Consider the following 5,131-nt stretch of genomic DNA (forward strand, 5'->3'; position numbering starts at 1 on the left):
ACCTCTTGCAGCACACCAAGCGGCGTGGCAGCGGGAGCTGAGGGCTGGGAAGTCACCGCACCAATTTACAAGGCGCGGAGGTGACCCCGCCGTTGGCCCACGCCGCCGGTACGGTGGTCTCCCACTTCCATTACCCGCCGCCAACCGCTCCGAGGACCTCATGCCAACAGCCGACCAGATGCTTGGAACCTCCACCGTGGAAGCACTGGCCAGGATGATCACCCTGGTCACCCCGCAGCAACCGGCTGAACATCTGAACGCCGTCCCCGCAGCCCTGGACGGTCAGCCCATGCGGGCCCGCGTGGACCTGGTGAGCCATGCTTTGCTCAAGGACCTGGGCCCAGACAGGTTGGTGGCCACGATCCGTGAAGCGGCAACGGCTCATCCACAAGATTTCTCCGGGTGGATGATCTGGCCCGTGACGGAGGCAGTGGCGCACAACGCCGTGGCAACCGGTTCCGAGCGCACCTTCCAGGAGGCCTTGGATGTCCTGGCAGAGTTCACTCATCGATTCACGGCAGAATTCGCCCTCAGGATTCTGTTGCGCCAGGATCACCGGCGGGTGCTGGCGGCAGCGTCAGAGTGGACACAGTCCCCCGATGAACACGTACGTCGCCTGGCCTCGGAAGGGACCCGCCCGTTGCTCCCGTGGGGCCTGCGCGTACCGGAACTGGCGGCAGAGCCCAGCGCCACGCTGCCCATCCTCACAGCGCTCCACAACGATCCCAGCGAATACGTTCGGCGTTCCGTGGCCAATCACCTCAACGATCTCAGCCGCCATCACCCGGACCTGGTGGTCCAAACCGCAGCCACATGGCTGGATCGTCCCGGGTCATACACGGCCCGCACGGTCAAGCATGCCCTGCGCACCGTGATCAAACGCGGTCACCCGGAAGCGCTGGCGCTCACGGGGTACCCGCCGGTCGTCGTCGATGTTCAGGGGCCGCTGCTCACACCGCCGGCCGTTCAGTGGGGAGGTTCGCTGCAGATCAGCGCCACTGTCCACAACGACGACGACGCCACCCCCGCCAAGCTGCTGATCGACTACGTGGTGCACCATCGCAAGGCCAACGGGACCACCACGCCCAAGACCTTCAAGTGGACCACCATGGAACTGGCCCCGGGCGAGACCGTGGAGCTCACACGCCGCCATTCATTCCGTGAGATCACCACCCGCAAGTATCACGCTGGTATGCACTCGGTGGCGCTGCAGATCAATGGCGTGGAACACCCCGCCGTGGACTTTGAACTACTGCCCCGGAATTAACGCGACTGGATGCGCTGCTGACGGCGATCCAGCGCGGCACTGATGCCGTCAAACATCCCGTGCCACAACCATTCCACCAGGCTAGGCTTGAAGAACCGCAGCCACACCAAACTCAAACCGATCAGGAATCCGGCGATACCGAGATAAATCACCATGGTCCACCACACGGTGTTGTCACCGGCAATTCGGTTGGCAACCCCAAAACCCCAGTCGTAGAAAATGATGGAGGCCACCAGATTCTGCAAGATGTAACACGTCAACGCCATCTTCCCCACTGCACTGAGAGCGGTTCCCAGAATCCCGGTGTCCGTTTTGCGGGCGTAAAACGCTGCAACTGCTGCCAGGATGCCAAAGGTCACCCGTGTTGAGGTGATGTAACGCGTGATGGCACCGGTGTAGTCGGGCACCAACAGGCGGCATGCCCAGTCCACGGGTACACCCACGCCGAATGCCAGCAGCATGATCCACAGGCGTAACTTTCTGCCGCGCTCATCAAAGATCCCGGCGTGGTACAGGTGCGCTCCCACCAGGAACAAGCCAATGCCCATGAAGAACATGATGGGGATTTCCATGCGACCGCCCACAAAGTCGTTCAACCGGTTCTGGACCATGTCCCAATAGGAGTCAGTGGACGTAACCCCTGCCGCACTCACTTCTCCCGCCGCTGCCCGGCCACCAACGGGGGAATCGTTCAAAAACTCGGTCTTGTCCGGGATGTCCATCAAGAACTGGAAGAGCAACTGGACAAGGTCCATCCCGGCAATCACCAGGACGTGAACGGTCAAACCGGCAATCATCCAGATCTTCTGAGCCTTGGGGCCGCTGATCATGATGGCGGAAACCGCCAGGGGTAACGACCAGGCCATGTTTCACCGCGGCGTAGCGCCGCCTGGCGTTGAATCTCCAGGCCGATGCCCAACATGATGGTCAACAAACCAATGAACCCGCCATCCGTCACCAGACCCAGGCCCGTCTGGAAGATCGTGGCAAACCCGTTCTGCGCGGCGTCCGGAATGATGTCCGTGGGCAGTCCACCACCGACCGAGCGCGGGGTGGAAAAGATCCAGATGTTGGTCAGCAGTGTGCCCAGGATGGCAATGCCACGCAACACGTCCAACGCCGGCAACCGACGCTTGAGCCCGTGGGTGGTTGCCGTTCGAGTGTGGTGGGAGGCGATGCGGTGGCTGTGGACACGCAGGACCTTTCAGATGGGGGGATTCAACACCTTCAGCGTAGAAATATCCGGCCTGTGCCAACACGGCTGAAGGAATGAACCCGCCTACATCCAGCGTGCAGACCTTGGCCGCCCCAGGTTCATCCGTGCGCTGCACTGTCTCCTGCTTTGGAATGACTCCTCATGCCCAGAACTCGGCGAATGTCTGCCCCGCCTGCAGGGTGACACCAGCTGACGGCACCCTTGCCATCGAACCACTTCTATGGTTCATTAGTTGAGTAACTAACCAACTGACCAAGGGAGGATGCCGTGACACCACCTGCACCACGATCGGACCGTCCCATCTTCTTGGACCTGGCCGACCAAATCGCAGACGACATCCTCTCCGGCGCCTACCCGCCAGGCGCCCAGGTGCCCTCAACCACGGAGCTGTCCGTGCACTTCCGCATCAATCCGGCCACCGCAGGCAAAGCGGTCAACCGACTGGTGGACCAGGGAGTACTTGAGAAGCGCCGCGGCGTCGGCATGTTCGTGACTGCCAATGGTCCAGCAATCCTGCGCACTGAACGCCAAGGTTCACTGCTGCGCTCCTATGTGGAGCCCCTGCTGGCGGAAGCCAAACGCCTCGGCATGACCACGGATGACGTCGTGAGCCTCATCCGCAGCCACTCAGCCGAGCAACCCCAGAATGCGTCCAGCACACCCACTGCCTCGGAGGCTCAGTCATGAAACTCGCCACCACGTCACACGACCACCATCCCCTACACTCCGATCACCCAGATGAGTCCACCAAGACTGACGGAATCACGGTGCAAGGATTGACCAAGTCCTACGGCAAGCACCGCGTCCTGCAGGGTATTGACCTCCGTTTGGAGTCCGGCAAGGTCTACGGCCTGTTGGGCGCCAACGGTGTGGGCAAGACCACCTTGATGTCAGTGATCTTCAACCACACTTTCCGCAGTTCCGGCCAGGTGAGAATCGACGGCCAGAATCCTGCGGAGAATGCCCGTGTTCTGGAGCGGACGTGCTTCATCCATGAGGACCAGCGTTGGCACGATGAGTACACTGCCCGGCACCTGCTCCAAGCCCTTCCAGCGTTTTATCCACGGTGGTCTGCCCAAACAGCACAACACCTGTTGGACCGTTTCAGTGTGCCGCGCAAGACTCCGCTGAAGAAGCTCTCCCGTGGTCAAAGATCAGCGTTGGCCATCTCAATTTCGCTGGCCAGCAGGGCGGACTACACGTTCCTGGATGAACCGTATCTGGGCCTGGACCCCTCCTCGCGGAACATCTTCTATGAGGAACTCATGCTGGCTGTTTCAGAGCACCCTCGCCTGGTCCTGATGTCCACGCACCTGATTGATGAGGCTGCAAATCTCATGGAGGACGTCATCCTCATGCGCCGGGGGCGGATTGAGCTGCATGCGCCGGTGGAAGACGTCACGGCATCCATGACCGCAGTCCGCGGCATGGACACGGCAGTGGATGAGTTCACGGCGGGGTACGACGTCGTGTCATCCCAATCTCTTGGCCGGATCAAGTCCGTTCTGGTCAGAGGATCCGTGGTGGGCCGCGAACAGCAGCGTGCAGAAGATCTCCACCTGTCCGTTGAATCCCCAGGCCTGCAGGAGATTGTGGCGGCCTTGGGTGTTCTGGATGCCGAGCAGAACACACCTGAACATGTTGAGAACAAGGGAGACCTGTCATGAAGTACCCGTTGCGCAGTTTTCGCCTCTACATGGCCCTGCGGACCTACTCGATCTACGTTGCCCCCTTGATGTTGGCCGCCGTCCTGGCGCTGACCATACTGGCCGGTCTCATCACCGGCATTGTGACCGGCTTTCCCCTACCCCAGGAGGTTGCCTCCACATTCACAGGCCTGGGAATGCTGGTCAGTGTGCTCATCGGTTTCTTCATTTCATCCGCGGCCCTGGCGGTCAACCGCACCTTTGCCACTGTTCTTGCCTTCGGTGGAACCCGGCGCGATTTCTGGGTGGGCAGCTCCATGGGTTTTGCCGTCACCGCCTTGATTGCGGCAACCTGCGGCACCATCCTGCTGGGTCTGGAACACCTCACGGACGGTTGGATGATCGGTTTGCCGGTTTTCGCCACGCCAGTACTGGGAGACGGTCATCCCGTGGTGACCTTTGTGGCGATCTTTGCTTATTCCATGGCCGCACTGTTCACAGGGGCAGCTTTCGGCACCATCTTCCGGGCCTTTGGCGCCACCGCTGTCACGGGCGCGATTGTGGGGGCAGTGTTGTTGCTGGCCGCAGCCGTGGCACTGTTTGTGTGGCAGCGGGATTTCACCATGGATTTCATCCGCTCACTCGGCGCGTGGGCGCCCACGGTAGGTGTCGCAGCGTTCGCCGTCGTCTGCCTGGCCGTGAGCTACGGGGCCAACCAACGCGCCACCGTCTGAACCCCTGACGCCAGCAGGACAACGACGCCGGACCGCCCAACACCCCGTGAGATCACCACCAACTGATGAGATGACACCCAACAGAGTGTCATCTCATCAACAAGGGGTGATCTCATGGATCCAGGGACGCCGGACCGGGTCAGCCATCCCGGTCCGGCGTCGTTTCTCACTGCCCCACGGTTTCCAACACGTCCAGGACGCTGCCCGGGTTCAGGGAGATTGTGTATCGCCCCGGGTCTGGTGGAGGCTCTGATTCCACGGGAGGATG

6 protein-coding genes are annotated in these 5,131 nt (G+C 61.2%); 4 read left to right on the forward strand and 2 right to left on the reverse strand.

Annotated features, from left to right (window positions below; all coding sequences use genetic code 11):
* The first annotated feature begins 160 nt into the window (after nt 1-160).
* On the forward strand, nt 161-1,267 hold the full coding sequence (locus L979_RS06680; RefSeq protein WP_047690750.1) for a DNA alkylation repair protein: 1,107 nt from the start codon (nt 161-163) through the stop codon (nt 1,265-1,267).
* On the opposite strand, the gene L979_RS06685 is transcribed toward L979_RS06680, so the two are convergent.
* Together L979_RS06685 and L979_RS06690 are read right to left on the reverse strand one after the other, a co-directional pair.
* Entirely contained in the window at nt 1,264-2,133 is an 870-nt protein-coding gene (locus L979_RS06685; RefSeq protein ID WP_081993953.1) for a DUF418 domain-containing protein, read from the reverse strand. The genes L979_RS06680 and L979_RS06685 overlap by 4 nt on opposite strands.
* On the reverse strand, nt 2,094-2,393 hold the full coding sequence (locus L979_RS06690; RefSeq protein WP_047690752.1) for a hypothetical protein: 300 nt from the start codon (nt 2,391-2,393) through the stop codon (nt 2,094-2,096). The genes L979_RS06685 and L979_RS06690 overlap by 40 nt, the downstream gene beginning before the upstream one ends.
* Before the next feature lie 357 nt (nt 2,394-2,750).
* Between L979_RS06690 and L979_RS06695 the strand changes: the two genes are divergently transcribed.
* Genes L979_RS06695 through L979_RS06705 form a run of 3 tightly spaced genes read left to right on the forward strand, consistent with a single transcriptional unit; the run spans nt 2,751 to nt 4,863 of the window.
* A complete protein-coding gene (locus tag L979_RS06695; RefSeq protein ID WP_047690754.1) occupies nt 2,751-3,170 on the forward strand; it encodes a GntR family transcriptional regulator in 420 nt (139 codons plus the stop codon).
* Complete coding sequence (locus L979_RS06700; protein WP_081993956.1) at nt 3,167-4,150, forward strand: ABC transporter ATP-binding protein; 984 nt, start codon at nt 3,167-3,169, stop codon at nt 4,148-4,150. The genes L979_RS06695 and L979_RS06700 overlap by 4 nt, the downstream gene beginning before the upstream one ends.
* Nucleotides 4,147-4,863 carry a hypothetical protein gene (locus L979_RS06705; protein WP_052209609.1) on the forward strand — a complete coding sequence of 239 codons (717 nt, stop codon included), beginning with the start codon at nt 4,147-4,149 and terminating at the stop codon, nt 4,861-4,863. Before L979_RS06700 ends, L979_RS06705 begins: the two co-directional genes overlap by 4 nt.
* Nucleotides 4,864-5,131 lie beyond the last annotated feature (268 nt).

Source organism: Kocuria sp. ZOR0020 (assembly GCF_000800955.1).
GTDB lineage: Bacteria > Actinomycetota > Actinomycetes > Actinomycetales > Micrococcaceae > Kocuria > Kocuria subflava.

Bases quoted from the DNA above. Each gene is read 5' to 3' on its own strand.
- L979_RS06680 (WP_047690750.1), top strand. From the start codon at position 161: ATGCCAACAGCCGACCAGATGCTTGGAACCTCCACCGTGGAAGCACTG.
- L979_RS06685 (WP_081993953.1), bottom strand. From the start codon at position 2,133: ATGGCCTGGTCGTTACCCCTGGCGGTTTCCGCCATCATGATCAGCGGC.
- L979_RS06700 (WP_081993956.1), top strand. From the start codon at position 3,167: ATGAAACTCGCCACCACGTCACACGACCACCATCCCCTACACTCCGAT.
- L979_RS06705 (WP_052209609.1), top strand. From the start codon at position 4,147: ATGAAGTACCCGTTGCGCAGTTTTCGCCTCTACATGGCCCTGCGGACC.